This is a genomic window from Actinomadura verrucosospora, assembly GCF_039540335.1.
GTDB classification, from domain to species: Bacteria; Actinomycetota; Actinomycetes; order Streptosporangiales; family Streptosporangiaceae; genus Spirillospora; species Spirillospora verrucosospora.
Genome location: NZ_BAABEV010000004.1, coordinates 77,071 through 103,301, shown reverse-complemented (window position 1 = coordinate 103,301; position 26,231 = coordinate 77,071). Strand labels below are relative to the sequence as shown.

General features: G+C 73.3%; 23 protein-coding genes. 13 read left to right on the top strand and 10 right to left on the bottom strand.

Annotation, left to right across the window (positions count from 1 at the left end; translation table 11 throughout):
• Positions 1 to 6: 6 nt before the first annotated feature.
• Entirely contained in the window at positions 7 to 981 is a 975-nt protein-coding gene (locus ABD944_RS06245; RefSeq protein WP_345173271.1) for an LLM class flavin-dependent oxidoreductase, read from the bottom strand.
• The gene (locus ABD944_RS06240) at positions 978 to 1,223 is read right to left on the bottom strand and encodes a DUF2630 family protein (RefSeq protein WP_345173269.1); all 246 of its coding nucleotides are present in this window, start codon (positions 1,221 to 1,223) and stop codon (positions 978 to 980) included. The genes ABD944_RS06245 and ABD944_RS06240 overlap by 4 nt, the downstream gene beginning before the upstream one ends.
• A 29-nt stretch (positions 1,224 to 1,252) precedes the next feature.
• Between ABD944_RS06240 and ABD944_RS06235 the strand changes: the two genes are divergently transcribed.
• A complete protein-coding gene (locus ABD944_RS06235; protein WP_345173268.1) occupies positions 1,253 to 2,221 on the top strand; it encodes a hypothetical protein in 969 nt (322 codons plus the stop codon).
• A gap of 62 nt (positions 2,222 to 2,283) precedes the next feature.
• Here ABD944_RS06235 and ABD944_RS06230 read toward each other — a convergent pair whose 3' ends face one another.
• The 4 genes from ABD944_RS06230 to ABD944_RS06215 all read right to left on the bottom strand — a co-directional run bounded on the left by ABD944_RS06230 (position 2,284) and on the right by ABD944_RS06215 (position 6,256).
• Positions 2,284 to 3,138, bottom strand: a complete 855-nt coding sequence (locus ABD944_RS06230) for an aldehyde dehydrogenase family protein (RefSeq protein WP_345173266.1) — start codon at positions 3,136 to 3,138, stop codon at positions 2,284 to 2,286.
• Entirely contained in the window at positions 3,131 to 4,561 is a 1,431-nt protein-coding gene (locus ABD944_RS06225) for an aldehyde dehydrogenase family protein (protein WP_345173265.1), read from the bottom strand. Before ABD944_RS06225 ends, ABD944_RS06230 begins: the two co-directional genes overlap by 8 nt.
• A gap of 2 nt (positions 4,562 to 4,563) precedes the next feature.
• Positions 4,564 to 5,487 (bottom strand): deoxyribose-phosphate aldolase, encoded by a 924-nt coding sequence (gene deoC, locus ABD944_RS06220; RefSeq protein WP_345173263.1) that lies wholly within the window; start codon positions 5,485 to 5,487, stop codon positions 4,564 to 4,566.
• Between the two features lie 100 nt (positions 5,488 to 5,587).
• Positions 5,588 to 6,256, bottom strand: coding sequence for an SRPBCC family protein (locus ABD944_RS06215; RefSeq protein WP_345173262.1), 669 nt, complete (start codon positions 6,254 to 6,256; stop codon positions 5,588 to 5,590).
• 135 nt (positions 6,257 to 6,391) lie between these two features.
• Here ABD944_RS06215 and ABD944_RS06210 point away from each other — a divergent pair, with 135 nt between their 5' ends.
• Positions 6,392 to 7,039 (top strand): TetR/AcrR family transcriptional regulator, encoded by a 648-nt coding sequence (locus ABD944_RS06210; protein ID WP_345173260.1) that lies wholly within the window; start codon positions 6,392 to 6,394, stop codon positions 7,037 to 7,039.
• A 128-nt stretch (positions 7,040 to 7,167) separates the two neighbouring features.
• The gene (locus ABD944_RS06205; protein ID WP_345173259.1) at positions 7,168 to 7,845 is read left to right on the top strand and encodes a GntR family transcriptional regulator; all 678 of its coding nucleotides are present in this window, start codon (positions 7,168 to 7,170) and stop codon (positions 7,843 to 7,845) included.
• Between the two features lie 21 nt (positions 7,846 to 7,866).
• On the opposite strand, the gene ABD944_RS06200 is transcribed toward ABD944_RS06205, so the two are convergent.
• The 3 genes from ABD944_RS06200 to ABD944_RS06190 are packed head-to-tail and all read right to left on the bottom strand — an operon-like array spanning position 7,867 to position 10,458.
• Positions 7,867 to 8,952, bottom strand: a complete 1,086-nt coding sequence (locus ABD944_RS06200) for a 4-oxalomesaconate tautomerase (protein ID WP_345173257.1) — start codon at positions 8,950 to 8,952, stop codon at positions 7,867 to 7,869.
• Complete coding sequence (locus ABD944_RS06195) at positions 8,949 to 9,683, bottom strand: 4-carboxy-4-hydroxy-2-oxoadipate aldolase/oxaloacetate decarboxylase (protein WP_345173255.1); 735 nt, start codon at positions 9,681 to 9,683, stop codon at positions 8,949 to 8,951. The genes ABD944_RS06200 and ABD944_RS06195 overlap by 4 nt, the downstream gene beginning before the upstream one ends.
• A 28-nt stretch (positions 9,684 to 9,711) precedes the next feature.
• Positions 9,712 to 10,458 carry a PIG-L deacetylase family protein gene (locus ABD944_RS06190; RefSeq protein ID WP_345173254.1) on the bottom strand — a complete coding sequence of 249 codons (747 nt, stop codon included), beginning with the start codon at positions 10,456 to 10,458 and terminating at the stop codon, positions 9,712 to 9,714.
• Between the two features lie 227 nt (positions 10,459 to 10,685).
• On the opposite strand from ABD944_RS06190, the gene ABD944_RS06185 reads away from it, so the two are divergent.
• The 10 genes from ABD944_RS06185 (at position 10,686) to ABD944_RS06140 (ending at position 23,028) form a co-directional block, all read left to right on the top strand.
• Positions 10,686 to 12,377, top strand: a complete 1,692-nt coding sequence (locus tag ABD944_RS06185; protein ID WP_345173252.1) for a hydantoinase B/oxoprolinase family protein — start codon at positions 10,686 to 10,688, stop codon at positions 12,375 to 12,377.
• On the top strand, positions 12,374 to 14,440 hold the full coding sequence (locus ABD944_RS06180) for a hydantoinase/oxoprolinase family protein (RefSeq protein ID WP_345173251.1): 2,067 nt from the start codon (positions 12,374 to 12,376) through the stop codon (positions 14,438 to 14,440). The genes ABD944_RS06185 and ABD944_RS06180 overlap by 4 nt, the downstream gene beginning before the upstream one ends.
• Positions 14,437 to 15,285 (top strand): urea carboxylase-associated family protein, encoded by an 849-nt coding sequence (locus ABD944_RS06175; protein WP_378188426.1) that lies wholly within the window; start codon positions 14,437 to 14,439, stop codon positions 15,283 to 15,285. The genes ABD944_RS06180 and ABD944_RS06175 overlap by 4 nt, the downstream gene beginning before the upstream one ends.
• Positions 15,282 to 16,214, top strand: coding sequence for a transporter substrate-binding domain-containing protein (locus ABD944_RS06170; RefSeq protein ID WP_345173249.1), 933 nt, complete (start codon positions 15,282 to 15,284; stop codon positions 16,212 to 16,214). Before ABD944_RS06175 ends, ABD944_RS06170 begins: the two co-directional genes overlap by 4 nt.
• On the top strand, positions 16,198 to 17,187 hold the full coding sequence (locus tag ABD944_RS06165; protein ID WP_345173247.1) for an amino acid ABC transporter permease: 990 nt from the start codon (positions 16,198 to 16,200) through the stop codon (positions 17,185 to 17,187). The genes ABD944_RS06170 and ABD944_RS06165 overlap by 17 nt, the downstream gene beginning before the upstream one ends.
• A gap of 13 nt (positions 17,188 to 17,200) precedes the next feature.
• Positions 17,201 to 17,968, top strand: coding sequence for an amino acid ABC transporter ATP-binding protein (locus tag ABD944_RS06160; RefSeq protein WP_425550301.1), 768 nt, complete (start codon positions 17,201 to 17,203; stop codon positions 17,966 to 17,968).
• A 13-nt stretch (positions 17,969 to 17,981) separates the two neighbouring features.
• Positions 17,982 to 18,860 carry a carbon-nitrogen hydrolase family protein gene (locus tag ABD944_RS06155; protein WP_345173246.1) on the top strand — a complete coding sequence of 293 codons (879 nt, stop codon included), beginning with the start codon at positions 17,982 to 17,984 and terminating at the stop codon, positions 18,858 to 18,860.
• Positions 18,857 to 19,999 (top strand): pyridoxal phosphate-dependent aminotransferase, encoded by a 1,143-nt coding sequence (locus ABD944_RS06150; RefSeq protein WP_345173244.1) that lies wholly within the window; start codon positions 18,857 to 18,859, stop codon positions 19,997 to 19,999. The genes ABD944_RS06155 and ABD944_RS06150 overlap by 4 nt, the downstream gene beginning before the upstream one ends.
• Positions 20,000 to 20,043: 44 nt before the next feature.
• Positions 20,044 to 22,005 (top strand): acyl-CoA dehydrogenase family protein, encoded by a 1,962-nt coding sequence (locus ABD944_RS06145; RefSeq protein ID WP_345173242.1) that lies wholly within the window; start codon positions 20,044 to 20,046, stop codon positions 22,003 to 22,005.
• Between the two features lie 201 nt (positions 22,006 to 22,206).
• A complete protein-coding gene (locus ABD944_RS06140; RefSeq protein WP_345173241.1) occupies positions 22,207 to 23,028 on the top strand; it encodes a class I SAM-dependent methyltransferase in 822 nt (273 codons plus the stop codon).
• Positions 23,029 to 23,324: 296 nt separating this feature from the next.
• On the opposite strand, the gene ABD944_RS06135 is transcribed toward ABD944_RS06140, so the two are convergent.
• Complete coding sequence (locus tag ABD944_RS06135) at positions 23,325 to 26,213, bottom strand: helix-turn-helix transcriptional regulator (protein ID WP_345173239.1); 2,889 nt, start codon at positions 26,211 to 26,213, stop codon at positions 23,325 to 23,327.
• Positions 26,214 to 26,231: the final 18 nt, after the last annotated feature.

Genomic DNA, 26,231 nt, shown 5'->3' with positions numbered 1-26,231 from the left:
CCCGCGTCACGGCACGCTCGTGCCGCGCGGCGAGGGCTGTCCGGGAACGGACGGAGCCTGCGGCCGGGCCTCCCCCTGGGCGGGGCCCTGCGCGGGCCCGGCCCGTTCGCGGGTGACCTGCTCGCGGACGGCCGGCACGATCTCCAGGGCGAACACCGGGAGCTGCTCGGGGTCGCCCCCGTACAGGAACGTGTCGACGCCGTGCCCGACGGCCAGCTCGGTCAGCTCGTAGATCCACTGGCGCGGCGGGCCGTGCAGGAAGCCCCGCGACTCCCGCCCGTCGACCTCCCCTTCGAGGACGTAGACGCGGCGGATCTCGCCGGGCCGGCGACCGGCTCTCAGCGCGGCCTCGTCGACGCGGCGCTGCCCGTCCGCGAGCCGCTTCGGCGGGACGAGCGACGACGGCGCGATCCAGCCGTCGGCGACCCTCCCGGCGAGGTCGAGGCCGCGCGGCCCGGTGACGCCGAACCAGATGCCGATCTGGTGCGCGGGCGCCGGGCCCGCCTGCGCCGCCGCGAACCGGTAGTGCTCGCCCGCGAACCGCAGCCCGTTCTGGTCGCTCCAGTGCAGCCGGATGAGCTGCACGGCCTCCTCCAGGGCGCGCCGCGACGCCGCGTCGTCCAGGCGCGGCCCGCCGTAGGCCTCGACGCCGCCCGGCTCCATCCCCGTGCCGAGACCGAGCTCGGCGCGGCCGCCGCTCAGCCGGTCCATCGTCGCGATCGCCTTGGCGAGCGCGGCCGGCGGTCGCAGCGGCAGGCACGCCACCGCGGGCAGCACCCGGATCCGGGACGTGCCGGCCAGCACGGCCGCCATCAGCGCGAGCGCGTCGGCGGTGTCGCGCCGGTACGGCTGGTCGCGGATCCCGAGCAGGTCGAGCCCGAACCGGTCCGCCTCCCGGGCGGTGTGGAGCAGCGGAGCGGAGGCGTCCGGGACGACGGACAGGCCGAACCGCAGCGGGCGCCGCGGCCGGGACGCCGTCATTGCAGGTAGCCTTCGACCTCGTCCGGCGGCCGGACCTCCGCGCCGCCGGGGTCCTCGCCGGCCTCCAGCCTGGCCCGGCGGCGGCGCAGCAGGTCCCAGCACTGGTCGAGCGCGACCTCCAGCCGTTCCAGCCGCCGGTGCTCCTCCTCGCGGTCGAGCTCGTCGCGCTGGTACCGCTCGCGGAGCCGCCGCTCCTCCCCCACGTACTCGTCGATGCGCGCCAGGATGTCCTTCTCGTCCATCGCGGTCTCAGCGCTCGCGGCCGCGGTCGGTGAGCCCGCTCAGGAACCCGCCGTCCGTCCGCGTCGAGTGCTGGAGCGAGTTGGTCTTCGGCTCCACGACGGGCGGTGGCGGCGGCGCCGGCCGCGCGGCGGACGTGCCCGCGGTCGTCGTCCGCGCGGGCGTCCTGCGGGCCGGAGCCGCGGGCTTGGCGGTCCCCGATCTGGCCGACCCCTTCGCGGTGCCCGACCTGGTGCTCGCGGTCGTCCGCGACGACGTCGACTTGCGGGCGGCGCTGGCCCTGGACTTGGGCGCGGCCGGCTTGCGGGCCGTCCCGGACGCCTTCGCCGTCCCCGACGTCTTCGCGGTGCCGGACGTCTTCGCCGATGCCGCCGTCCGCGACGTTGCCGCCCTGGACGTGGACTTGCGCGCCGTGGACGACTTCGAGGCGGTCGTCCGGGCCGAGGCCGTCCCGGACCGGCTCGACGCCGCCGTGGTGGACTTGCGGGCCGTGGTCCGGCTCGTGCCGCTCCTGCTCGCCGCCGTGGTCCTCCTCGCCGGCGCGGCGCGGGTCCCCGTCGGCTTGGCGGTGGTGGTGATGACCTTCGCCGCCGCGTCCATCGCCTTCGCGGCGTCGGACATGGCCTTGGTGGCGCTGGTCATCGCCTTGGTCATCGCCGTCATGGCCTTGGCCGACGAGGACGCCTTGGTCGCCACCGACTTCATCTGCGTCGCGGCGGTCTTGGCCTGGCTCGCGGCCTTGGTGACGCGGGTCGCGGCCGCCGACGACGACGCCGACGACCGGCTGGGCGCGGCGGGCTTCCTCGCCGTGCCGCTCCTGGTCGCGGTCGTGCGGCTGGTCGTGGACCGCGACGGCGCCTTCGCCGCCGAGGTCCGTTTCGCCGCCGGCTTCCTGGCGGCAGTGGACTTGGTCGCTGATGTGCTCTTCGTACGGGCGGCCGACCCTCGGCTCGCCGTACGCGATTCGGTCTTGGTAGGCACTGATCTCCCCCCACTGTGATCAGTTACGGGGAGATCTATTCCACACTTCGTGACCCTCTACACACGCCGCGTCATTTCAGCTCAGACGCCCACCGGATGCCAGACGGTCTTGGTCTCCAGAAACGCGGTCATACGTGCGGTTCCCGGCTCATCGGTCCAGTCGCCGCCCGTCGGAAGCAGGACGCGCTTGAGGTTGCCCGCCGCCTTCTCCTCCAGTTCCTGGAGGTGCTCGGGGAGCGCGCCCGCGAGGTCGAGGGCGTTGACGTCCATGTGGGCGGCCAGCCAGGGGGCGATCTCAGTGCGGCGGCCGGTGAGGATGTTGACGACGCCGCCCGGCAGGTCGGAGGTCGCCAGCACCTCGGCGAGGGTGACGGAGGGCAGCGGAGCCGGTTCGGACGCCACCACCACGGCGGTGTTGCCGGACACGATGACCGGGGCCAGGACGGACACCAGGCCGAGCAGCGGCGAGTCGGGCGCGACGACGGCGACGACCCCGGTCGGCTCGGGCGTGGAGAAGTTGAAGAACGGCCCGGACACGGGGTTGGCGGCCCCGGCGACGGCGTCCAGCTTGTCGGCCCAGCCGGCGTACCAGACCCAGCGGTCGACGGCGGCGTCCGCCTCCGTCCCGGCGGCGCCCTTGGACGCGCCGGCCTGGCGCAGCTCGTCCACGAACTGGTCGCGGCGGCCTTCCAGCATCTCGGCGATCCGGTACAGGATCTGGCCGCGGTTGTAGGCGGTGCGTCCGGACCAGCCGGGGAACGCCTTGCGGGCGGCGACCACGGCGTCGCGGGCGTCCTTGCGGGACGCCTGGGAGGCGTTGGCGAGGAAGCGCCCCTTGGAGTCGGTCACGGGGTAGGACCTGCCGGATTCGGACCGGGGGAAGGCGCCCCCGATGTAGAGCTTGTAGGTCTTGCGCACGGAGAGACGGTCAGGCATTGAGGTAGGCCTCCAGTCCGTGGCGTCCGCCCTCGCGGCCGAACCCCGATTCCTTGTAGCCGCCGAACGGGGAGGCCGGGTCGAACTTGTTGAACGTGTTGGCCCACACCACTCCGGCCCGCAGCCGCTGCGCCGTCCACAGGATCTGCGACCCCTTCTCGGTCCAGATGCCCGCCGACAGCCCGTACGGGGTGTTGTTGGCCTTGGTGACGGCCTCCTCCGGCGTGCGGAACGTCAGCACGGACAGCACGGGCCCGAAGATCTCCTCGCGGGCGATCCGGTGCGACTGCGCCACCCCGGTGAACAGGGTCGGCGCGAACCAGAAGCCCTGGGCCGGCAGCTCGCAGGGCGGCGACCAGCGCTCGGCGCCCTCGGCCTCGCCCGCGTCCGACAGCTCCCGGATCCGCGCCAGCTGCGCGGCGGAGTTGATCGCCCCGATGTCGGTGTTCTTGTCGAGGGGGTCGCCGACCCGCAGCGTCGCCATCCGCGCCTTCAGCCGCTCCAGCACCTCCCCGGCGACCGACTCCTGGACGAGCAGCCGGGACCCGGCGCAGCACACGTGGCCCTGGTTGAAGAAGATCCCGTTGACGATGCCCTCGACGGCCTGGTCGAGGGCGGCGTCCTCGTAGACGATGTTGGCGGCCTTGCCGCCCAGCTCCAGCGTCAGCCTCCTGCCGGTCCCGGCGAGGGTGCGGGCGATCTGCCGGCCGACGTCGGTGGAGCCGGTGAAGGCGACCTTGTCGATCCCCGGGTGCGCGACGAGGGCCGCGCCGGTCTCGCCGGCGCCGGTGACGATGTTGACCACGCCGGGCGGCAGCTCGGCCTGGCGGCAGATGTCGGCGAACAGCAGCGCCGTCAGCGGCGTCGTCTCCGCCGGCTTGAGCACGACGGTGTTGCCGCACGCCAGCGCGGGGGCGATCTTCCAGGCCAGCATCAGCAGCGGGAAGTTCCACGGGATGACCTGCCCCGCCACCCCGACGGGCCTCGGGTCGGGCCCGAACCCGGCGTGGCGCAGCTTGTCGGCCCAGCCCGCGTAGTAGAAGAACCACGCCGCCGCCAGCGGCACGTCCACGTCCCGCGACTCGCGGATCGGCTTGCCGTTGTCGATCGACTCCAGCACGGCCAGCTCGCGCGCCCGCTCCTGGACGATCCGCGCGATCCGGTACAGGTACTTGGCCCGCTCGGCCCCGGGCATCGGGCCCCAGACCTTGTCGTAGGCGGTGCGGGCGGCCCGCACGGCGCGGTCGACGTCCGCCTCGTCCGCGCAGGCGATGTCGGCCAGGACGGTCTCGTCGGCCGGGTTGACGGACTTGAACGGCTCGCCGTGCCCGTCGGTGAACTCGCCGTTGACGAACAGCCCGTAGGAGCCGCGGATGTCGACGACGGACCGGGACTCGGGCGCCGGCGCGTACTCGAAAACCATGATCAGTCCAACGTGAAGTAGTCGGGACCGGAGTACACCCCGGTGGCGAGCTTGCGTCGCTGCATCAGCAGGTCGTTCAGCACCGAGGAGGCCCCGAGCCGGAACCACTCGGGCGCCAGCCAGTCGGGTCCCGCGGTCTCGTTCACCAGCACCAGGTACTTGATCGCGTCCTTGGTGGTGCGGATCCCGCCCGCGGGCTTGACCCCGACCTGCCGCCCGGTCGCGGCCCGGTAGTCGCGGACGGCCTCCAGCATGACCAGCGTCACCGGCAGCGTCGCCGCCGGCGACACCTTGCCGGTGGAGGTCTTGATGAAGTCGGCCCCGGCGCGCATCGCCAGCCAGGAGGCGCGCCGCACGTTGTCGTAGGTGGCCAGCTCGCCGGTCTCCAGGATCACCTTCAGGTGCGCGGTCCCGCAGGCGTCCTTGACCGCGACGATCTCGTCGTGCACCTTGGCGTAGTCGCCGGCCAGGAACGCGCCCCGGTCGATCACCATGTCGATCTCGGCCGCGCCCGCCGCCACCGCCGCCCGGGTGTCGGCCAGCTTGGCCTCCATCGGCGCCCGCCCGGACGGGAAGGCCGTCGCCACGCTCGCGACGCCGATCCCCGTCCCGGCCAGGGCCCGCACCGCGACCTCGACCATGTCGGGGTACACGCAGACCGCCGCCACCGCCGGGACCGAGGCGTCCGCCGGGTCGGGGTGCGCGGCCTTGGCGCACAGGGCCCGCACCTTCCCCGCCGTGTCCGCGCCCTCCAGCGTGGTCAGGTCCACCATCGAGATCGCCAGGTCGATCGCCGCGGCCTTCGCCGACGTCTTGACCGACCGGGTGGCGAGCCGCGCCGCCCGCTCCTCGGCGCCCACCCGGTCCACCCCGGGGAGGCCGTGCAGGAAGGCGCGCAGCTCGGCGGCGCTGTTCAGAGTCTCCATTGACACTCCCCCAGCATCGCCGAACTACGTCCCAGGCACAAAACGGGCGCTCAGCGCAGCGGTCCGGCTCCTCGACGAAGTTCGCCGCCCGGTGGCGCCGTCACCGGCCGTGGCCGGCGCGGGCCTCGGCGGCGGACTTCAGGTCGGCCAGCCAGGCCCGGAGCCCCTGACCGAGGATCTCCGTGGCCCGGGGGACGTCCGCTTCGACCTGGTCGCCGGTCCAGGTCTCCTCGGTGTGCACGCGGACGCCTCCCCTGACCCTGGTGAAGGTCCACAGGTGGACGCCCTCGTCGATGCGGACCCCCTCACCGATCGCGGGCCCGCTCCACAGGACGCAGACTCCGGGCCGCAGCCGCTGGACGGTGGAGGTGATGGTCAGCGTCGTGGCGGGCGTCGTCGGGGTGGGGGGCGCCGGCGTGGTCCACCGGAACCTCGACCCCTCGCGGAGGGGGCCCGGGTCGAGGCGCTTCATGGACAGGACGGGCTCCTGCCAGTCCGGCCAGCGCTCCACGTCCGCCTGGAGCCCGAAGACGGTGCTCAGCGGCGCCTTGATCAGGATGTCGCTCCGGTAGCGGATGAGGGCGGCGGGATCGACGCCCTCGCCCCGGCACTGCGACCGGCCGCCGCGGTCGGCCGGAGCGGCGTGCGCGGCCGGGACCGCGCCCGCGAGCACGCCCGCGGCGAGCGAGAGCGTGAGCGCGGTCGCGCGCGTCCGCCCCCCGGAACGGAGGCGGCGGACGGACGGGCCCGAGGTGCTGTTGCCGAACATGGTGTCCCCTTCGATAGAAGCTCGTGCTTTCGTTAGAAGTTATAACCATCCGGGCCGGGCCGCGTCAACGGGCTCGGTGATACCTTCTAACTAATTCTTGGCGGTGTAGCTTCGTCGGCGGAGAGGAGGCCCGTCATGGCGGAGCCGGACACCGGGAGCCCGCGCGGGCGCTACCGGGCGCAGGTGCGTGCGGAGATCAAGGAACGCGCGTGGGAGCAGATCGCCGCGGCGGGCGCGTCCGCGCTCTCCCTCAACGCGATCGCCAAGCGGATGGGCATGAGCGGACCCGCGCTCTACCGCTACTACGCCGGACGCGACGAGCTGATCACCGAACTCGTCCGGGACGCCTACCGGAGCCTCGCCGACACGCTCCGCTCCGCCGCCGAGGCGGGCGCCGGCCTGGCGGGCCTCGCGCACGCCGTGCGCGGCTGGGCCCTCGCCGACCCGCACCGGTACTTCCTCGTCTACGGCACCCCCGTGCCCGGCTACCACGCGCCGGACGACACGACGGCCGTCTCGGACGAGATCATGGCGATCCTGCTCGACGCCTGCGCGGCGCCTCCCGAGGAGGAGCCCGCCACGCCGTTCGACGCGCACCTGGAGGGCCACCGCGACTGGGCGCGCGGCCATCCGGCCCCGCCGGCGGCCCTGCACCGCGCCCTGACCTTCTGGACCCGCTGCCACGGCGTCCTGTCCCTGGAGCTCGCGGGCCATTTCGCCGGCATGGGCTTCGACCCGGCGCGGCTCTTCGCGGCCGAGGTGGACGGCCTGGCCGCGCACTGACCCGGAGGCCCGGGTCGCGGCGCGGCCCTTCCCTGCGCCCTCAGTGTCTGAGAAAATGGCGCTAATATTGTTGCGAATATAGGCACCCGTCGAGACCCGGCGGGCATCCGGAGGGAGAGTCCCCGTTGGTGTCCCGAAGGAGCGGTCCCGCCGCCGACGACCAGAGCCCGGCGGACCGGCTGCGCGCGCTGATCCTCGCGGGCGAGATGGCCCCGGGGCAGCGGCTGGTGGAGGGCGATCTCGCCGAGCTGCTCCAGGTGAAGCGGTCGGCGGTGCGCACGGCGCTGGTGGAGCTCACCGCCGAGAGGCTCGTCGAGCGGATCAAGAACCGCGGGGCCCGGGTCCGCGTGATCACCGTCGCCGAGGCGATCGCGATGTACGAGTGCCGCATGGTGCTGGAGGGCCTGTGCGCCCGCAAGGCCGCGGAGAACGTCACCGACGACGAGGCCGAGGAGCTGCGCACGATCGGCGCGAGCATGGAGGCGGCCGTCCGGGACGGGGACCCGCTCCGGTACTCGCAGCTGAACGAGCGGCTGCACACCCGGATCCGGGAGATCGCGGCCCAGCCGGTCGCGATGGAGATGCTCGAGGGCATGCACGCGCAGCTCGTCCGGCACCGCTTCCGGCTGGCCCTGCGCCCCGGGCGGCCGGGGCAGTCCCTGCCCCAGCATCTGCGGATCATCGCGACCGTCGCCGCCCGGGACGCCGAGGCCGCCGAGGCGGCCATGCGCGAGCACGTCCTCGATGTGATCAGGGCCCTCGGCGAGGGCGACGAGCTGGCGCTGGGACCGCTCCCGGCCGAGTGAGGCCGCCGGCGGCCGGGCGCCTCAGCCGCGGGGGAACGCCGTCCCGTCGAACAGCTTGCGCGCCGTCCGCACGACGCCGCTGCGCCGCACTACCGGCGGTTCGGCGGCCGGATCGACGTCCACCTCGATCACCAGGTGCCCCGTCGGGTGCTCGACGTCCACGCGGGTGCCGCCGGCCGGCCAGGACGCGGTGAGGTCGTGGCCGACGGCGCCGGGCAGGCGGACGGCGGTCACGGCGGAGATGGCGCCCAGCACGCCGATCGCGGTGTGCGGGGTGACGGGGATGAACGTCCGGGTGGCGAGCATGCCGCCGTCCCTCGGCTCGGCCACGAGCGTGGTCTTCGGGACGGACGAGGCGGTGACGTCCCCCAGCCCCATCAGCGCACCGGCCCGGATCCGCAGCCGGTCGACGCGTTCCAGCAGCCGCCGGTCGGCGGCCAGTTCAGCGTGGGACTCGTGGCCGCTCAGGCCGAACGACGCGGCGGCGGCGACGACCACCGGCATGCCGTTGTCGACGCAGGTGACGGGGATCCCGTCGACCACGTCCCGCACGCCGCCCGTGGGAAGCAGCCGGCCGGTCGCCGACCCGACGGTGTCGGCGAACTCCAGCACCACCGGCGCCGCCGTCCCCGGGACGCCGGCGATCGCGGTGCCGCCGGCGTACCGCACGACGCCTCCCGGAGTGGGGAAGCGCGTGCGGGCCACGCTGCCGGAGTTGACCATGCGGATGCGCACCACGGTCTCCGGGTCGCCGGCCGGAACGAGCCCTCGCTCCACGGCGAACTGCCCCACCCCGGCCAGGAGGTTGCCGCAGTTCTGCCGGTCGCTGACCACGGCCTCGTCCACACCCACCTGGAGGAAGAGGTAGTCGACGTCGACGCCGGGACGGGTGGAGCGCGAGACGACCGCGACCTTGCTGGTCAGGGACGTCGCCCCGCCCAGCCCGTCGATCTGCCGGGGGTCGGGGGCGCCCATGACGCGCAGCAGCAGATCGTCCCGTTCGGCGGGGTCGCCGGGAAGGTCCCCGGCGAGGAAGTACGCGCCCTTGGACGTGCCCCCGCGCAGGAGCATGCAGGGCACGCCGCCGTCCGCCGTTCCCGCCGTCACCGGGCGCTCCCCGTCGCCCGGTCCTCGGCCGCGCGCTCCGCGGCGTACTCCCGGGCGGTGACGTAGCGAACGCCGAGCCGGACGAGCGTGGCCCGCAACCCGTACCGGTCCAGACCGAGTTCGCCCTCCCGGAAGGCGGCGCGTGTGGCCTCCTCCTTCTCCGCGCGAGCCCGGGACGCCGCCAGCGCCCGGTCGACCGCGGTCCGGGGGACGCACACCACTCCGTCGTCGTCGGCCAGGACGGCGTCCCCCGGGCGGATCGTCTGCCCGCCGATGACGACGGGCGTGTTGACGCATCCGGCGGTGGCCTTGACGGAGCCCTGGGCGCTGACCGCGGCGGACCACACGGGGAAGCCGATGCGGTGCAGGTCGTCGACGTCGCGGACCCCGGTCGCGGTGACCAGTCCGCGCACCCCCCGCTTCATCAGCGCGGTGGCGAAGAGCTCGCCGAACAGGCCGTCCGCGCAGTGCGAGGTCGTCGCGACGACCAGGACGTCGCCGGGGCGGCACTGCTCGACCGCGGCGTGGATCATGAGATTGTCGCCGGGCCAGCAGAGCGCGGTGACGGCCGTCCCGCCGATGCGCGAGCCGAGGTGCACCGGCCGGATGCCCGGCCCGAGGTATCCGGCGCGGCCCAGCGCCTCGTGGACGGTGGCCACGCCGTGGGCGGCCAGCGCGTCGACCCGGTCCAGCGGGGCGCGCGGCGGGTCGGTGACGATCACCTTCTCCATCACGACTCCTCCCGGATCCGGCCGCCGCTCATGCCAGCGCCCCCGTGACCTGCGGGTAGAGCCGCGTGTAGGCCTCGCCCATCGTGGCGTGGGGCAGGCCGAGGTTCGGCCCGGCGTTCCGCTTCAGCTGCACGCCGCGCCGCCGGGCGAGATCGGTGTAGTAGTCCCACATGTGCTGCTGGGCGGGCAGGCACTCCATCGCGGCGCGCTTGCGCTCGAACGTGGACGTGATGTCGAGCAGGACGTCGGGACGGAACTCGCACATCTCCGGCTGGTGCGGTTCGAAGCAGAACACCGGCGGGGCGCCGAGGGGGTCGCCCGGCGCGTCGTACCCGATCGCCTGGGCGAGCACGCGCGCCTGCAGGGCCATGCGGGCGGCGGCCGGGTGATCGCCGTTGTAGGGGTCCGCGAGCGTGTGGGTCAGGACGACGCTCGGGGCCACGTCGCGGTAGACGCGGACGAGGCGGTCGACCAGCTCGGGGGTCTCCCGCAGGGGGTAGTCGCCGGCGTCGAGGAAGACGACCTCCGCGCCGAGGGCCTTCGCGGCGTTCTCGGCCTCGGCGCGCCGGATCTCCTTGATCTCGTCCAGCTGCCTGCCCTCGCGCCAGGCGCGGGCGGACTCCCCGCGCTCGCCGTAACTCAGGCAGACGACGGTGGCTCTCTCGCCCCGTTCGGCGGCCAGCGCGATCGCGCCGCCCGCGCGCCAGACGAAGTCGCCGGCGTGGGCGCTGACGACCAGGAGCGATGCCGGGCTCTCCGGTGGACGTGTGGACATGCTCTACCTCATCTCTGGGGGCTCCTCGCCCGCCGACCCGGCAGGTCGCTTCGGGGGTGCGGCGGGGGCGCGTCGAGTGGCGGGCCGCCTTCAGCATGTGAGGTGCCCGACGGATTGTCAACAATCTGGGTGCACAAAATTGTTCGCCAGAATAGTTGACAGCGCGGCGGGGGCGCGCCAACCATAGGGCCACCCACCTTTACCCAGGTCAACGGAGGGAGTGGGCTATGACCGCAGTCGACATCGGCGCCGCCGACGAGGAGCTGGCGCCCTCTGCGCGCATCGACCCGATCACACTGGAGATCCTCTGGAGCCGGCTGATCGCCATCGCCGACGAGGCCGCGACGACCCTGAAACGGACGGCCTTCTCGCCCATCGTCACGGAGTCCAACGACTTCGCCTGCGTCGTCTTCGACGCCCGCGGCAACGCGATCGCCGAGAACACCATCGGCATCCCCAGCTTCAACATGACGATGGGCGTGACCCTCGCGGAGATGCTCGCCTGGCGCCCCGCCGACCAGTGGCGTCCCGGCGACGTCGCCTGCACGAACAACCCCTGGATCACCTCCGGGCACCTGCCCGACGTGACGGTCATCGCCCCGGTCTTCCGGGAGGGCCGCCTCCTCGGCTGGACCGGCAGCATCGCCCACATGGCCGACATCAGCGGCGCCCTCTGGTCCGCCGACACCCGCTCGGTCTACGAGGAGGGCATGTTCATCCCGCCGATGCTGCTCATCGAGCAGGGCGAGCTCAACGAGACGCTGCTGAGGATCCTGCGGGCGAACCTGCGCATGCCGGTCGAGGTGGTGGGGGACCTGATGGCGCAGGTCACCGCAGGCAGAACCGCCGCCCAGCGCCTGGTCGAGTTCGCCGACGAGACCGGCGTCGACTCCCTCGACGAGATCTCCGGCGAGATCTGCCGGCTCTCCGAGCGGTCGATGCGCCGGGCCGTGGCCGCGATCCCCGACGGGACCTACCGCGCCGGTCACGACCTCGACGGGACGATGGACGGGGAGGCCGTCCACCTGGAGGTCGCCGTCACCGTCCGGGGCGACGCCATGACGGTCGACTACACCGGCACCTCCCCCGAGGTGACGCGGGCGCTCAACGTGGTCAAGCCGTACACCGACGCGTACACCTGTTACCCGCTCAAGTGCGTGCTCGACCCGAACACCCCGCGCGCCGAGGGCTCCTACCGCTGCATCACCGTCTCGGCCCCCGAGGGCTCGATCCTCAACCCGCGCTACCCCGCGCCGGTCAACGCCCGCCAGCTCGTCGGCCACTGCCTGGCCATCACCCTCTACAAGGCCCTGGCGCCCGTCATCCCCGACCGGGTGATCGCCGAGTCGGGCAGCGCGCCGTCGCTGCGCGCCGTGATCTCGGGCCCGCGCGACGAGTCCGGGAGGCAGTTCACCGCCATCCCGTTCATCAACGGCGGCATGGGGGCCCGCCCGGTCGCCGACGGCCTGTCGACGACGTGCTTCCCCTCGAACATCGAGGCCGGCTCCATGGAGGCCCTGGAGGCCACCGCCCCGCTGCGGATCCGGCGCAAGGAGCTCCTCCCCGACTCCGGCGGAGCGGGGAAGTACCGCGGCGGTCTCGGGCAGAACGTCGAGATCGAGCTGCTCGCCCCCGGCGAGTGCACGCTGTCCCTCTTCGTGGAACACGTCCGCAACCGCCCCGAGGGAATCCTCGGCGGCCACCCGGGCGGGGCCTCCCGGGTGACGGTCAACGGCCGCGGCGAGGGCTTCCCGCTCAAGGGACGCAGCAGGATCCGTCCGGGAGACCGGATCAACATCGACTATCCGGGCGGCGGCGGTTACGGCGACCCGGCCGAGCGCGACCGCGACGCCGTCCGGGCCGACGTCCACGCCGGACTCGTCTCGGAGACCGCGGCCCGGGAGGTCTACGGACTGTGAACGACATCCAGGTACCCAGAATCGCCGGCGTCGACGTCGGCGGAACCTTCACCGACATCGCCGTCCACGACCCCGTCCGCGGCGTGGTGGAGGTGCACAAGCTCCCCACCACCCCGGACGACCCGACCGACGCCATCATCGACGGCCTGAACGCCCTCGGCGGGGCCCCGCTCGTCGTGCACGGCACCACCCTCGTCACCAACGCCCTGATCGAGCGCCGCGGCGCCCCGACCGGACTGATCACCACCACCGGGTGGCGCGACGTCCTGGAGATCGCCAACGAGCTGCGCTACGACACCTTCGACCTCTTCCTGCGCCGCGCCGAGGCGCTGGTGCCCCGGCACCTGAGGCTGACGGTGGACGGGCGGATCGGGGCCGACGGCTCCGAGGTCGAGCCGCTCGACGAGGAGGCGGTGCGCGAGGCCGGCCGCCGGCTCCTCGACCAGGGCGTGCAGGCGGTCGCCGTCGGGTTCATCAACTCCTACCGCAACGGGGTGCACGAGCGGCGCGCGGTCGAGATCCTGCGCGAGGCGTTCCCCGAGCTCACCGTCTGCGCCTCCGCCGACGTGGCGCCCGAGATCCGGGAGTACGAGCGGTTCTCGACCGCGGCCGCCAACGCCTTCGTGCAGCCGCTGGCCACCCGGTACCTGCGGCGGCTCGCCGACCGGCTCGGCACCCCACCGATGATCATGCTGTCGGACGGCGGCATCACCACGGCCCGCGCCGCCTCCGAGCGCCCGATCGCCCTGGTCGAGTCCGGACCGGCCGCCGGCGCCATGGCCGCCGCCCACATGGCGACGACCTGCGGCTTCGAGGACGTCGTCGCGTTCGACATGGGCGGCACGACCGCGAAGGTCTCCCTGGTCCACGACGGCGCGCCCGCGCGCACCCACCTGATGGAGGTGGCCCGCGCCCACCGCTTCAAGCGGGGCAGCGGGTTCCCCGTCCGGGTGCCGACCGTCGACCTCATCGAGATCGGCGCCGGCGGCGGCAGCGTCGCGTGGGTCGACGACCTCGGGCTGCTCAAGGTCGGCCCGCGCAGCTCCGGCGCCGTCCCCGGCCCCGCCTGCTACGGCAAGGGCGGCACCGAGCCCACCGTCACCGACGCGGACCTGGAGCTCGGCTACCTGGCGCCGGACAGCTTCCTCGGCGGCGCCATGACGCTGGACACCGCCGCCGCGGGACGGGCCCTGGACCTGCTGGCCGCCCGCCTGCGCACCGACAGGCGCACCACGGCCGCCGGCATCGCCGACGTCGTCAACAACGCCATGGCGACCGCGGCCCGCCTCTACATCTCCGAGCAGGGGCGCGACCCGCGCCGCTACCGGATGGTCGCCTTCGGCGGGGCCGGGCCCGTGCACGCCTACGACGTCGCCCGCCTCCTCCACATCGGCGAGGTCGTCTTCCCGCGCGGGGCCGGCGTCGCGTCCGCGATCGGCATGCTGGTGGCGCCCCGCGCCGTCGAGTGCACGACGTCGCTGGTCGTCCCTCTCGACGAGCCGGACTGGAACGCCGTGGACGCCGTCCTGAAGGAACTGGAGAGCCAGGCGCGGGCACAGCTCGACGAGGCGGACGTCGACCCCGCGGACGTCAGGCTGGAGGCCGCGGCCGACATGCGGTACGTGGGCCAGGGATACGAGCTGACGGTGCCGATCCCGCTCGACGTCGTCCGCGACCACGACACGGCCGGCCTGGTCGAAGCCTTCGAGACCGAGTACCGCGCCCGGTTCGACCGGGTCCTCAAGGGCATGCCCGCCCAGGTCATCTCCTGGCGGCTGCGCGCGCTCTCCTCGCCCGTGGTGAGGACCGTGGAACTCGCCACCGGCGCCGCCGCGCACTCCGCGGCCCCCCTCGGCACCCGCCCCGCGTACTTCGCGGAAGTCGGCGACTACACCGACACGCCGGTGTACCGCCGCGTCGACCTCGCCCCGGGCAGCACCGTCGCCGGGCCCGCGCTGATCGAGGAGACGGAGTCGACGGTCGTCGTCGGCCCCTCCGGATCCGTCCGGGTCGACGACATGGGCAATCTCGTCATGACCATCACGAGCGGAGACGGCGAATGACCACCTCTCAGCGCCCCGAGCCGATCTATCCGGCCGGCATCCTGCCGAGCAAGTACACCGACACCGCGATGTACGAGGCGATCGGCGAGGCGACCGACCGCCGCACCCTCGTCGAGGAGTTCACCCTCCCCATCCGCACGGGGAAGGCGTGGCGCGTCGAGGCGGGCCAGGTCTGCCGGGTGTCGACGCCCGAAGGCCCGCAGGTCGGCGACTTCAACTTCTTCAACGCGGACAACCCGCGCGAGCGGTTCTGGGCCGCGCGCACCCGGCAGATCCAGGGCACGCACGTCACGACCGGCGACCGCCTGTGGTCCTGCCTGCCCTACCTGCGGCCGATGCTGACGATCACCGGAGACAGCGTCGCCTACGGCGTCGACGAGTACGGCGGCGGCTGCCACGACCTGCTCGGCTCCCGCTGCGACCCGCACATGAAGAAGCTGCTGACCGGCGAGGACGTGGACGACCACTGCCACACGAACCTCGTCTCCGCCGTCGAGCCGTTCGGGCTGGGCGAGATGGACGTGCACGACGTCCTGAACGTCTTCCAGCTGACGGGGCTGGTCGACGGCAAGTACTACACCGCGGCGTCCCCCGCGAAGCCCGGCGACCACATCGAGTTCCTCGCCGAGATCCCGCTGCTGTGCGCGCTGTCGAACTGCCGCGGCGGCGACCTCTCCCAGCCCCGCTGGGGACCGGGCGCGCAGGACACCACCGAGCACTGCCGCCCCCTGCACATCGAGATCTTCGACCTCGACCCGTCCCTGCTGGACGGCTGGACCACGCCCGAGCCGTCCACCTACGGCGGGCCCCAAGGACACGGCACGACCCGAACGAGGACCCCATGAACGTACTGCGACACTCTCGACGTGACCGCGCGCTGCTCCTGGCCGCCTCGGCGGCGGTGGCCCTGACGGCCTGCGGGGTCACCTCCGCCGAGGACGGAAAGGGACCCGACACCGGGGCGGCCCTCAAGATCGACGCGATCGCCGTCGACAAGAAGGCGCAGGCCGAACTGCCGGAGGCGCTGAGGAAGTCCGGCACCCTGAAGGTGGCGAGCGAGCTCGACTGGCCGCCGTTCTCCTACAAGGACGACAGCGGGCAGACCACGGGCATCGACGTCCTCATGGTCCAGGCGATCGGCAGGAAGCTCGGCCTGAAGACCAGCATCGCCGACCTCGGCGCCGACACCATCATCCCCAGCGTGCAGAACGGCCGCTACGACGTGGCGGTCAGCCAGCTCGTCACCACGCCCGAACGGCTCCGGGCGGTGAACTTCGTCGACTACATCCAGAACACGCTGGGGATCATCCAGCACAAGGACTACTCCCCCCAGGTCACCCCCGCCGACATGTGCGGGAAGACGTTCGTGGGCACCCAGGGGACCGGGCCCCTCGACTTCACGCGGCAGTACTCCGAGAAGGAATGCGTCGCCAAGGGCAAGCCCAAGATGACGATCCACGTCTTCGACAAGAGCGCGGCCACGATCCTCGCCGTGGGCAACAAGCGCGGCGTCTTCCTCACCAACCGCGCGGTGGGCGAGTACGTGGCGGCCACCTCGGGCAACGGCCTGGTGATGGGCAAGGAGACGATCCCCGGGTCCCGCACCCTCTCGGGGATCGCGTACTCCAAGAAGCAGCCCGAAGTCGGGAAGGCCGTGCAGGCGGCGCTGCTGTCCCTGATGAACGACGGCACGTACCAGAAGATCCTCGAAAGGTGGAAGGTCACCGACCAGGCCCTCAAGACGAGCGAGATCCGCAATGAAACCGGGTCCTGACGTCGCGCGGCCGGCCGCCTCCGGCGGGGGGCGGCCGAACCGCCCCCGCGCCCACGAGGTCGTCCCGCACCCCGATCCGAGCGAGGCGACGCCGGTCGAGGCCGGCCGCGCCCGGGAACCGGGCAACTGGATCGCGTGGCTCCTCGTGGCCTTCGTGGCGGTGTGGCTGACCCACGCCCTGTTCACCAATCCCGGATTCGAATGGGACGTCGTCGGCGAGTACCTCTTCGCCCCCGAGATCCTCAAGGGCACCGCCGTCACGGCGCAGCTCGTCGCCCTGTCGATGCTCATCGCCATCGCGCTGGGGATCGTCCTCGGCGTGATGCGCCTGTCGAACAACTCGGCGGCCTACCTCGCCTCGAGCGCCTACGTCTGGTTCTTCCGCGGCACGCCCGTGCTGGTCCAGCTGATCTTCTGGTACAACATCGCGACGCTCTACCCGCACTTCAAGCTGGGCGTCCCCTTCGGGGGACCGGAGTTCGCCGCCGTCGACAGCAACCGGGTGATGACGTCCTTCACCGCGGCCGTGATCGGGCTGAGCCTCAACGAGGCGGCGTACTACGCCGAGATCGTCCGCGCGGGCATCCTCTCGGTCGACCGGGGGCAGACCGTCGCCGCCAAGGCGCTCGGCTTCACCCCCGTCCAGGTCGTCCGGCGCATCGTGCTCCCGCAGGCGATGCGGGCGATCGTCCCGCCCACCGGCAACCAGATCATCGCCATGCTCAAGTACTCGGCCCTCGCGAGCGTCATCGCGGTGCCCGAGCTCCTGCACTCCGCCCAGACCATCTACAACCGCACGTTCGGCACGATCCCCCTGCTCATCGTCGCCTCGATCTGGTACCTCGTCCTCGTCACCGTCCTGTCGATCGGCCAGCGCTACGTGGAGCGGTACTTCTCACGCGGTCACCTCGACGACGGCGTCGACCGCTTCGCCGCCCTCAAGCGGCGCATGCCCATTCTGCGGAAGATCTAGGAGGAGGGCCGCCATGGAGCAACCGATGGTGCACGCCGACAACGTGCACAAGTCCTACGGCGCCACGCCGGTCCTCAACGGCGTGTCGCTGACGGTCGAGCGCGGCGAGACGGTCTGCGTGATGGGACCGTCCGGGTCCGGGAAGAGCACCTTCCTGCGCTGCATCCACAACCTGGAGACGATCGACGCCGGACGCATCCGGGTCGACGGGGAACTCGTCGGCTACCGCGAGGGGAGGGGCGGACGCCTCCAGCACCTCGGCGGCAGGGAGGTCTGCCGCCAGCGGTCCCAGATCGGCATGGTCTTCCAGCACTTCAACCTCTTCCCGCACATGACCGTGCTGGAGAACGTCACCGCCGCCCAGATCCGGGTGAAGGGGGTCAGGCAGGGCGAAGCAGAGGCCACCGGCAGGAAGCTCCTCGCCGACGTGGGGCTCGCCAACAAGGCCGGCAGCTATCCCCGGCAGCTCTCGGGAGGGCAGCAGCAGCGCGTGGCGATCGCCCGCGCCCTCGCGATGGACCCCAAGGTGATGCTGTTCGACGAACCCACCTCCGCGCTGGACCCCGAACTCGTCGGCGAGGTCCTCGCGGTGATCCGGGACCTCGCCCGCACCGGCATGACGATGATCGTCGTCACCCACGAGACCGGGTTCGCCCGCGAGGCCGGCGACAGCCTCGTCTTCATGGACCAGGGCCGCGTCGTCGAGGTCGGCCCCGCGCGCGACGTGATCGCCGACCCCCTGCACGAGAGGACCCGCGGGTTCCTCTCGACGATCCTGTGAAAGGCGGCACGGCATGAAGGACCACGTCGACGTCGCGATCGTCCAGTTCGATCCGCGGCCGCTCGACCTGGCCGGCAACCTCGAGGCCATGGCCGCCGCCGTGCGGGCGGAGGCGGCCGGCCGGCCCACCGACCTCGTCGTCTTCCCCGAGCTGGCCACCACCGGCTACCTCCCGCCGGACGGCGGCGACGACTTCCGGCGCCGGCTGGCCGCCGCCGCCGACACCATCCCCGGCCGCACCACCGAGGCGCTCGGCCGCGCGGCACGCGAGACCGGAACCCACGTCATCGTCGGCCTGGCCGAACGCGGGGGCGGCGAGGAGCTGTACAACACGCTCCTCCTCATCGGCCCGGACGGCGAGACGATCGGCGCGCACCGCAAGGTGCACCTGTGGGACCAGGAGCCGAAGTACTTCGGCTCCGGGCACCGGTTCGACGTCCTGGACACCGGCCTCGGCCGCGTCGGGCTGTCGGTCTGCCACGACTCGCGGTTCCCCGAGGCCACGCGCCGGCAGGTCGTGGCCGGGGCCGAGATCCTGGTCTGCGTCTTCGCCTACGCCCCCGACCCGGGCGTCCCCGAGGACATCCTCGCCCACCGCGCGGTGACGCGCGCGTGGGAGAGCACCGCGTACTACGTGCTCGCCAACCGTCTGGGCAGCGAGCACGGCGCGGACTTCGCCGGCCGCAGCCTGGTCGCCGGGCCCACCGGCCAGATCCTCACCGGCGACCACGGTCCGCGGGATCCCGTCGTCCGCGCCCGCCTCCACCGCCGGCCTCTGGCCGACGCCCGCCGCGTCGTGGACGTCGCCCGCGAGCGGCGGCCCGACGTCTACGGCGACCTCTCCCCCACCTCACCGGAAACATCAGCGACGAGCCAGCAGGAGCGCCCGTGACCGCATTCACCCCGTCGGACCGCGTGCGGGAGGTCCTCCGGCACTCCCTGCGGCCCTCCACCCGCCCGCCGGCGGACGTGATCTCCCTGGCGTCGGGCGAGCCGGACTTCGCGACCCCCGAACACATCCGCGCGGCGCACGCCGCCGCGGTCGAGGCGGGCGCCACCCACTACGCCGCCTGGAGCGGCGCCCCCGACCTCCGGGAGGCCCTGGCCCGGCAGGCCGGCGGCCCCGGCAGGCCGGGGCGGGCGGCGGACCAGGTCCTCGTCACCCACGGCGGCAGCGGAGCCCTGGCCGCGACGATCCTCGCCTGCGTCGACCCCGGCGACCGGGTCGTCATCCCCGTCCCGACCTACTCCCTCTACGCCGACCTGGTGCGGATGGCCGGGGGCGAGCCCGTCCTCGTGCCGCAGCGCGACGACCTGCACCTGGACCTGGACGCGGTGGCCGCGGCCGCTCCCGGCGCCCGGATGGTCGCGATCTGCAACCCGTGCAACCCGACCGGCGTCGTGTACTCGGCGGAGGAGCTGGAGGGGCTGCGGGACATCGCCGAGCGGCACGGCCTGCTGGTCCTGGCCGACGAGGCGTACGACGAGATCGTCTACGACCCCCGGCGGTTCACCTCCGTCCTGGACATCCCCGGCCTCGCCGAGCGGGTGCTGTACGTCCAGACGTTCTCCAAGACGTACGCGATGACGGGCTGGCGCATCGGATACCTGGTCGCCCCGCCCGACGTGGTCGCCGCGGCCGCGGTGGTGCACACCCGCATGGCCGGTCCCCTCAACACCGCGGTGCAGCACGCGGCGCTGGCGGCTCTCACCGGACCCCAGGAGCCCGTCCGGCGGATGCTGGACGAGTACCGGGGGCGGCGCGAGCTGGTGATGCGGCTGCTCGACGGCGTGCCCGGCACCCGGCTGCGGGCCCCCGACGGCACGTTCTACGCGTTCGTCGGGCACGACTCGCGGCTGACGTCCGTGCAGGTGGCCGCGAACGCCCGCGAGCGGGGGGTGGCGGTCCGCCCGGGAAGCGAGTTCGGCGGTGAGGGCTCGGTCCGGCTGTCGTTCGCCACGGACCGGGAGACCCTGACCAAGGGGCTCCTCATCCTGCGCGACATGTTCGAGGACATGGCGACCGGGTGAGCCGGCCGGGGTTTCCGCTTCCGACCAGTGGAAACTTCGATCACATGAGCCAGCGAACCCACGAGCACGTCGACGAGCGGACGGCCCGCAAGGTGGCCGAGGAGGCCCGGGAGTCCGAGTGGCGGCTGCCGAGCTTCGGCAAGCAGCTGTTCCTCGGCGACCTGCGCCTCGACCTGATCCATCCGCACCCCCGCCCGTCGCCGGAGCAGCGGGCGAAGGGCGAGGGGTTCCTCGCCAAGCTCGCCGCGTTCTGCGCCGCCGAGGTCGACCCGGCGCGAATCGAGCGGGAGGCGCGCATCCCCGACGAGGTCGTGCGGGGCCTGCGCGACCTCGGCGCGCTCGGCATGAAGATCCCCGAGAAGTACGGGGGGCTCGGGCTCAGCCAGCTCTACTACGGCCGCGCGCTGATGGTGGCGGGGTCGGTCAGCCCGGCCCTCGGGGCGCTGCTGTCGGCGCACCAGTCGATCGGCGTCCCGCAGCCGGTCAAGATGTTCGGGACGCCCGAGCAGAAGGACGCCTGGCTGCCGCGCTGTGCCCGGGAGGTCAGCGCGTTCCTGCTCACCGAGCCCGACGTCGGCTCCGACCCGGCGCGGCTGCGCGCCACGGCCGTCCCCGACGGGGACGACTACGTCCTCAACGGGGTCAAGCTGTGGACGACCAACGGCGTCGTCGCCGACCTCGTCGTGGTGATGGCGCGCGTGCCGAAGTCGGACGGGCACCGCGGCGGCATCTCCGCGTTCATCGTGGACATGGCCACGCCCGGCATCACCGTCGAGAACCGCAACGCGTTCATGGGGCTGCGCGGCATCGAGAACGGCGTCACGCGCTTCCACGACGTGCGGGTCCCGAAGGCGAACCTGATCGGCGCGGAGGGCGCGGGCCTGAAGATCGCGCTGACCACGCTCAACACCGGGCGGCTGTCGCTGCCCGCCATCTGCGCGGCGGGCGGCAAGTGGGCCGCCGGGGTCGCCCGGCAGTGGTCCAGGGAGCGGGTGCAGTGGGGGCGGCCGGTCGGCGAGCACGAGGCCGTCGCCACCAAGATCGCCTTCATCGCGGCGACCGCGTACGCGATGGAGGCGATGCTCGACCTGTCCGGGCAGCTCGCCGACGACGAGCGGAACGACATCCGGATCGAGGCGGCGCTGGCCAAGCTGTGGTCGTCGGAGATGGCGTGCCGCGTGGCCGACGAGCTGGTGCAGCTGCGCGGCGGGCGCGGCTACGAGACGGCCGAGTCGCTCGCGGCGCGCGGCGAGCGGGGCGTGCCCGCCGAGCAGCTGCTCCGCGACCTGCGCATCAACCGGATCTTCGAGGGCTCCAGCGAGATCATGCATCTGCTGATCGCCCGCGAGGCCGTCGACGCGCACCTGTCGGTGGCCGGGGACATCATCGACCCGGACGCCTCCGCCGGGCGCAAGGCGCGGGCCGCGGCGAAGGCGGGCGGGTTCTACGCGCGCTGGCTGCCGACGCTCGTCACCGGCGCCGGGCACCGGCCGAACGCCTACGCCGAGTTCGGCCCGCTGGCCCGGCACCTGCGGTACGTCGAGCGGGCGTCCCGCAAGCTGGCCCGGTCGACCTTCTACGCGGCGGGACGCTGGCAGGGCGGCCTGGAGTACCGGCAGGGGTTCCTCGGCCGCATGGTCGACATCGGCGCCGAGCTGTTCGCGATGAGCGCGGTCTGCGTCCGCGCGACCGCCGACGCGTCCGACCAGGGGCCGCTCGGCAGCATGGGCGCGAACGGCACGGGGCCGGCCACGGCGCCGGGCAGATCCGCCCTGCTGCTCGCCGACGCCTTCTGCCGGCAGGCGCGCGTCCGCGTCGAGGAGCTGTTCGACGGGCTGTGGCGCAACACCGACGCGATGGACGTGAAGCTGGCGCGGGCCGTCCTCGCCGGGGACTTCGCCTGGGTGGAGGAGGGCGTCCTGGACCCGTCCATCCCGGGGCCGTGGATCGCGCCGTCCGAGCCGGGCCCGAGCGAGCGGGAGGACGTGCACCGGACGATCGGCTGACCCGGCGGGGGGGGATCGGCCGCGACACGCCCGGCGGATCGCGGCCTCGGGAGGGCGTCCCGCCGTCGCGGGGCGTCCGGCTTCGGCGCGGGAGTAGACTGACCCGACCTTCGCGCCAGAGATCGAACCGTCCCGAGGGGGCGGGGGAACGGTCCGGCGAGCGAGAAGCCGAACGCCAACGCACCCAGCGAGCGGGAAGTAATGCAGTCATCTGGTCAGAAGAAGTCCATCGCAGGCACCCTCCTCAGCCTCCTCGGCAGCGGTCCGAAGAAGGCCGGAACGGCCGCCGGGCCCGCCCCTGACGGGGACGTCGTCCAGCCCGCCGCCGGAGAGGGCGCGCTGGAGAACCACCTGGGCGGGGACGAGGCCCGCAACTACCGCGAGTACGAGTACCAGACCGTGGCCCCGCACGTCGGCCGCTCCATGCTGGAGGTGGGCTCCGGCCTCGGGCACTTCTCCGAGCAGTTCGCCGGGCGCCTGGACTACCTCGTCGTCAGCGACAACGACCCGTACTGCGTCGGCGAGCTGCGCAAGCGCCACGAAGGCAACGACGACGTCGAGGTCATCGACCTGGCCCTGCCCGCCGACATCAAGATCCGGCGCAAGGTCGACACCGTCGTGATGATGAACGTGCTGGAGCACATCAAGGACGACGTGCAGGCGCTGCGCGACCTCGCCGCCGTCACCGAGCCGGGCGGCCGCATCGTCATCTGGGTGCCCGGCTACATGCAGCTCTACGGCGACTTCGACCGCAAGGTCGGGCACGTCACCCGGTACACGCCGGCCACGCTCGAGGCGTCGGTCCGGGAGGCCGGGCTCGTCCCCGAGGTGCTCAAGCCGATCAACTTCCTGGGCGGGATCGCCTGGTGGTTCGCGGTCCGCCGCGGCGGCGCCGGCTACCCCGACCCGAAGCTCGTCAAGATCTACGACCGGACGGTCGTGCCGCTCACCCGCACCATCGAGCGCTTCGTCAAGCCGCCGTTCGGCCAGACGGTCTTCTGCGTCGCGCGCGTCCCGCGCTAGCGCCGCGTTCCGCGCGCGGACGGGGACGGGTCACCACCGGTGGCCCGTCCCCGTCGCTTTTTTCTTGACGCCGAAACGGTATGTCTCGCATCGCCGTCCGGGCCCGGGACCGCAAGACTGTGCAGTGGCCGGACGGGGTCCCGGTCCGCCTCTCCGGGCGGAGAAGCACCGCCTGCTTCCGTGGGCCGCGTCCCCGAAAGGCCAGCCACGAAAGTTCCCGTGTGGTCCGACGGTTCGCGGTGGGGAATCCCGGGAGGGGAGATTCCCCGCCGTGAATCAGGCGGGCGGGCGCCCGCTCAGGCGCCGACCTTCGGGGTGGCGAACAGGGCCAGCCGGTGCGCGGTCGCGGCGGCCTCGCCGCGGCTCGCCACCTCCAGCTTGCCGAGGATGTTCGACACGTGGACGCTGGCCGTCTTCACCGAGATGAACAGCGCCTCGGCGATGTCGCGGTTGCTGCGGCCCTCGGCGACCAGGCGCAGCACCTCGAACTCGCGGGGCGTCAGCCCGAGCGGCGCGGCGGCGTCGCCGCGCCGCGGCATCCGGGTGCGGCGCAGCAGGTCGGCGACCCTCTCCGCGAGGGGCCGGGCGCCCAGCGCGTCGGTGATCAGCGCGGCGGTGTGCAGGACCGACGCGGCGGCCTCGTGGTCCCCGGCCGCGAGCGCGGCCTCCGCCGCGCGGGCCAGGGCCCGCGCCCGGTAGTAGGGGTTGCCGAGGGCCTCCCACGCGGCCGCGGCCTCCTCCCAGGCGGCCCGGTCGAGGATGCCGCGCGCCCGGGACAGTTCGGCGGCGAACGTGAGGCAGTGCGCGTGCTGGAGCGGGCCGCTCGTCCCGAGGGCGGCGGCGCGCTCCTCCAGGCGGCGCAGACGCTCCTCGGCGGTGGCGCCGATCTCGCCGCAGGCCGCCGCGCCCACGACGAGCGCGGGCCAGGTGTAGCGGGCGTCGTCCGGCATGCCGGTGTGCTGCAGGACGGGCTCCAGCGCCGCCAGCGCGGCCTCGGGGCGTCCCTCGGCGAAGGCGATGTTCGCCTCCAGCCAGAGGGTGCTGAAGTAGTCCTGCGTCTTCATCCACTTCAGCTTGAGCTTCATGATCTCGCGCGACCTCGCCAGCCGCGCCTTGGCCGTCGCGATGTCGCCGCGCACGAGCGCCACCCAGCCGGACAGGACGAGCAGCGAGGTGCGGGTCGTGATGGCGGGGTCCTGCTCCAGGGCGTGGTTCATCACGGCCAGGGCCTCGTCCCACCGGCCGAGCGAGACCAGCGGCTCGGCCTCATTGATGGACAGAAACGTTCCCTGCGTGCGGCCCACGCCGTACTGGCGGGCCAGCTCCGCGCCGTGCCCGGCGACGGCGGCGGCCTCCTCGTGCCGTCCGGAGCCCTCCAGGAAGTGCGACCTGATCACGTAGTAGCGGAGCAGCACCCGGTGGTTGCCGCTGCGCTCGGCGCTCTCCCCGACCTCGGCGAGGCGCGTCTCGTCGTCGTAGTCGATGTCGGCGCAGAACAGCGTGATGAGCGCCTCGGTCTCCGCGACGGGGTCGCCGAGGGCGCGCGCGATGGACAGGGACTCCAGCGCCGCCTCGCGGGCCGCCTCGATGGAGGTGGTGATGCGCACGTAGTTGCCGAGCGTGGACAGGGCCCGGGCGCGCAGGATGGTCGGCGGGTCGGCCGGCAGCGCGTCCACCGCGGCGCGCAGGTCCTCGACGAAGCCGGGGCGCGCCACGTGGTAGAGCATGCGGCCGCGCTGTTCGAGCAGCGCCGCCCAGCGGGCGGTGTCGCGCTCGCCGTCGGCGGCCTCGACCTCCTTCAGCGCGGCGGTCGTGAGCTTGATGCCGCGGTCGAACTCGCCGGCCAGGTCGGCGGCGTTCGCGGCGTCCTCCAGGACCGAGACGTGGTCGGCGCCGATGCGCTCCGCCGCGTCGGGGACCTTGTCCCACAGCTGGAGCACGCGTTCGAGCATCGCCAGGCACTCGGCGTAGGCGACCGCCTTGCGGGCCTCGCGCGCCGCGCGCCAGGACGCGACCAGCGCCCACGTGCTGTCGTGGGCCTGCGTCCAGTGGTAGCTCAGCTCGACCCAGAGCCGCCGGGCCGGGACGAGCCCGGGGTCCTTCTCCAGGGCCTCGGCGTAGCGGGTGTGCAGGCGCGTGTACTCGCCCGGCAGCAGGTCGTCGTGGACGGCCTCGCGGATCAGGGCGTGCCGGAACGCGTAGCCGTCGCCGTCCACGACCAGGACGTTGGCGGCGACGGCGGGCCGCAGGACGCGGGTCAGCGCGGCGTCGTCGAGCCGGGACACCGCGGCCAGCAGCGCGTGCTCGATGCGGGTGCTGCCGCCGCTGGCGTCCCGCAGGACGTCCTGCGTCTCCTCGGGGAGCCGCTGGACGCCCGCCAGCAGCAGGTCGCGCAGCGACTCGGGCAGCTCGCAGGCCAGCGTGCCGTCGTCGTCGAGCAGCGCCTCGATGAACAGGGGGTTGCCCTCGCTGCGGGCCTCGATCCGCTCGACGAGGCCGGGCGGCGGGATGTGGCCGAGCAGCTCGGTGACGAGCGCGGCGACGTCGGCGCGGGCCAGCCGGCCGATCTCCGTCCGGCGGACGCGTTCGAGCCGCTCCAGCCCGGCGAGCAGCTGGCGCAGCGGATGGGTGCGGTGCAGCTCGTCCGACCGGTAGGTCATGACGATCAGCAGCGGCGCCGAGCCGAGATTGCGGATCAGGAAGGCCAGCAGGTCGCGGGTGGACCGGTCCGCCCAGTGGGCGTCCTCGATGACGAGCACGACCGGGCCGCGCTCGGCGAGCCGCTCCAGCAGCGTCAGCACGACCTCGAACAGCCGGGCGCGCTCCTCGCCGGACGCGGCGTCGCTCTCCGGCTCCCCGAACTCGGGCAGCAGCCGGGCCAGGGCGCCGGTGTCGCCGCGCGGGACGAGCCCGGCGACGCCGTCGACGCCGATGTCGCGGACGAGCCCGCGCAGGATCGTGGTGAACGGCGCGAAGGGAAGGCCGTCGGAACCGAGCTCCAGGCAGCCGCCGACCAGCGTCCTGGCGTCGGCCTCCCGGCTGAACTCCCTGACCAGGCGGGTCTTGCCGAGGCCCGCGTCGCCGCCGAGCAGCACGGCGCCCGGCGCGGCGGCGAGGGCGTCCCGCAGCTGCCGCAGTTCGGCCGACCTGCCGACCAGGACGGGACTCATCGCACGCGCGTTCACGTCACAAGCATGCCAAAG

What these genes read in the sequence shown, in the direction of transcription:
- ABD944_RS06245 (WP_345173271.1), bottom strand. Translation starts at nt 981, where the DNA reads ATGACGGCGTCCCGGCCGCGGCGCCCGCTGCGGTTCGGCCTGTCCGTC.
- ABD944_RS06240 (WP_345173269.1), bottom strand. Translation starts at nt 1,223, where the DNA reads ATGGACGAGAAGGACATCCTGGCGCGCATCGACGAGTACGTGGGGGAG.
- ABD944_RS06230 (WP_345173266.1), bottom strand. Translation starts at nt 3,138, where the DNA reads ATGCCTGACCGTCTCTCCGTGCGCAAGACCTACAAGCTCTACATCGGG.
- ABD944_RS06225 (WP_345173265.1), bottom strand. Translation starts at nt 4,561, where the DNA reads ATGGTTTTCGAGTACGCGCCGGCGCCCGAGTCCCGGTCCGTCGTCGAC.
- deoC (WP_345173263.1), bottom strand. Translation starts at nt 5,487, where the DNA reads ATGGAGACTCTGAACAGCGCCGCCGAGCTGCGCGCCTTCCTGCACGGC.
- ABD944_RS06215 (WP_345173262.1), bottom strand. Translation starts at nt 6,256, where the DNA reads ATGTTCGGCAACAGCACCTCGGGCCCGTCCGTCCGCCGCCTCCGTTCC.
- ABD944_RS06210 (WP_345173260.1), top strand. Translation starts at nt 6,392, where the DNA reads ATGGCGGAGCCGGACACCGGGAGCCCGCGCGGGCGCTACCGGGCGCAG.
- ABD944_RS06195 (WP_345173255.1), bottom strand. Translation starts at nt 9,683, where the DNA reads ATGGAGAAGGTGATCGTCACCGACCCGCCGCGCGCCCCGCTGGACCGG.
- ABD944_RS06190 (WP_345173254.1), bottom strand. Translation starts at nt 10,458, where the DNA reads ATGTCCACACGTCCACCGGAGAGCCCGGCATCGCTCCTGGTCGTCAGC.
- ABD944_RS06185 (WP_345173252.1), top strand. Translation starts at nt 10,686, where the DNA reads ATGACCGCAGTCGACATCGGCGCCGCCGACGAGGAGCTGGCGCCCTCT.
- ABD944_RS06175 (WP_378188426.1), top strand. Translation starts at nt 14,437, where the DNA reads ATGACCACCTCTCAGCGCCCCGAGCCGATCTATCCGGCCGGCATCCTG.
- ABD944_RS06170 (WP_345173249.1), top strand. Translation starts at nt 15,282, where the DNA reads ATGAACGTACTGCGACACTCTCGACGTGACCGCGCGCTGCTCCTGGCC.
- ABD944_RS06165 (WP_345173247.1), top strand. Translation starts at nt 16,198, where the DNA reads ATGAAACCGGGTCCTGACGTCGCGCGGCCGGCCGCCTCCGGCGGGGGG.
- ABD944_RS06160 (WP_425550301.1), top strand. Translation starts at nt 17,201, where the DNA reads ATGGAGCAACCGATGGTGCACGCCGACAACGTGCACAAGTCCTACGGC.
- ABD944_RS06155 (WP_345173246.1), top strand. Translation starts at nt 17,982, where the DNA reads ATGAAGGACCACGTCGACGTCGCGATCGTCCAGTTCGATCCGCGGCCG.
- ABD944_RS06145 (WP_345173242.1), top strand. Translation starts at nt 20,044, where the DNA reads ATGAGCCAGCGAACCCACGAGCACGTCGACGAGCGGACGGCCCGCAAG.
- ABD944_RS06140 (WP_345173241.1), top strand. Translation starts at nt 22,207, where the DNA reads ATGCAGTCATCTGGTCAGAAGAAGTCCATCGCAGGCACCCTCCTCAGC.